The organism is Kitasatospora sp. MBT66 (assembly GCF_000710405.2).
Taxonomy (GTDB): Bacteria; Actinomycetota; Actinomycetes; order Streptomycetales; family Streptomycetaceae; genus Kitasatospora; species Kitasatospora purpeofusca.
The window spans coordinates 478808-480453 of sequence record NZ_JAIY01000003.1 but is presented as its reverse complement, the minus strand read 5'-3'; the positions used below and the strand labels follow the sequence as shown (position 1 = coordinate 480453).

The 1646-nt window shown below is 76.9% G+C and carries 1 protein-coding gene and 1 pseudogene; one reads left to right on the top strand and one right to left on the bottom strand.

Features of this window, described 5'->3' with window-relative positions; genetic code table 11:
* Positions 1 to 363: pseudogene (locus BI06_RS04070) on the bottom strand (DUF2397 family protein); the annotation flags it as partial.
* A gap of 315 nt (positions 364 to 678) precedes the next feature.
* Between BI06_RS04070 and BI06_RS04065 the strand changes: the two are divergent.
* The gene (locus BI06_RS04065; protein WP_051740201.1) at positions 679 to 1443 is read left to right on the top strand and encodes a lysoplasmalogenase; all 765 of its coding nucleotides are present in this window, start codon (positions 679 to 681) and stop codon (positions 1441 to 1443) included.
* Positions 1444 to 1646 lie beyond the last annotated feature (203 nt).

Genomic DNA, 1646 nt, shown 5'->3' with positions numbered 1-1646 from the left:
GGCCGGACCGGCGGGGGCGCCGAAGTGACGGGCCGGGTAGAGGCCGAGGGAGGCGGCGCAGAGGTCGTCGGCCGTGCCGGGCTCGGCCTCGGCGAACCAGCGCGCGAGCCGCAGCAGCCCGGGGTCCGGCGAGAGCCCGGCGACGGACGGGGAGCCGGAGTCGCGGACCGGTGCGGCGTCCTGCGGGGCGTCAGCTCCAGTACCGGGGGCGACCAGAGGGCCGGGTGCGACCAGGGGGCCGGGGCCGGATCCGCGTACGACGACGGCGGCGGCGGTGGTGCCCCGCCCCGCCCCGCCCGTGCACCCGTCCGACGTGCCACCGGCCGTCCGCGCGGCGCCGGTCGCGTACTCCTGCTGCTCCATGTCGGGGACCAGACTAGACGGTGGGCGCGGCCCTCGCTGGCAGCTACCCGGGTCCCGACGACATCCGGCCGAACGGCGGCCGGGCCGCGACAGGAGGACCGCCGACGCCCGGACCGGCGCCGGACCGACGTCCGGCGGGCGACACGTCACCCCGGTTGCACGGCCGGACCTACGCACCGGTAACAATCTCTTCCACACCCCCTGCCGGTCGCCCGCGGTGCCCGGCAGGATGGTGACCGGCGCGGGCGCGCCCGCCCCCTGGCCGCCCCACCGCCGGCCCCGTCCGCTCCCCCACCGCCCGAAGGACACCGCCGCATGAGCATCCGTACGACCACCCGCGCCGTTCTCGGCGGCCGGCTGCGCTCCGCCGGCGGCCTGCTCACCGGCTACGCCACCACCTCGGCGGCCCACCTGGGGGCGCTGCTCACCGGCACGCCCGCGCTGCGCCACGCCACCAAGCCCGCGCTGATGCCGCTGCTCGCCGCGCACAGCGTCACCCGGGCCACCGAGGCGGGCCGGCGCGCGCCGAAGCTGCTCGCGCCGGCGCTGCTGCTGAGCGCGGGCGGGGACGTGCTGCTCCAGCTCGGCAACGACACCGCGTTCCTGGCCGGAATGGGATCGTTCGCGGCGGCGCACGTGTGTTACGTGACGATGTTCGTCGGCCAGGGCGCGCTGACCGACCGGCGGCGGACGATGGTGGTCGCGGCGGCGTACGCGACGGCCTGGGTGACGATGGTGGGCCGGCTCTGGCCCGATCTCGGGGACCTGCGGGCCCCGGTGGCCGGCTACAGCCTGCTGCTCGCCTCGACGGCGGTCGCCTCGGCCGGGCTCGGGGCGCGAGGCGGGTTGGGCGGGGCGCTGTTCCTGCTCTCGGACACGCTGATCGCCACCAAGCTGGCGAAGTGGCGGGAGCTGCCGGGGCACGACTTCTGGATCATGGCCACCTACCTCCTGGCGCAGTACCTTCTGGCGACCGGTGCACTGCGGGCCGCCGAGGAGCGGGAGGCCGCCGCCGACGGTCCGACGGCGGCCGAAGCCCCGACAGCCGCCGGGCCGGGCACGGCCCCGGCCTGGGTGTGACCGCGGCTGCGGCTGCGGCTGCGGGCACCGAATTCGCGGCCACCAAGCCCTGACGAACGCCCGGGCGCGCCGCACACCGCACACCGCACACCGCACACCGCACACCGCACACCGCACACCGGCCGAACGCGCCGGGTGCCGTCGGACGCTCCGTCCGACGGCACCCGGCTTTGCAAATTGTCCGTCGACTTTGCAAAGTGCAC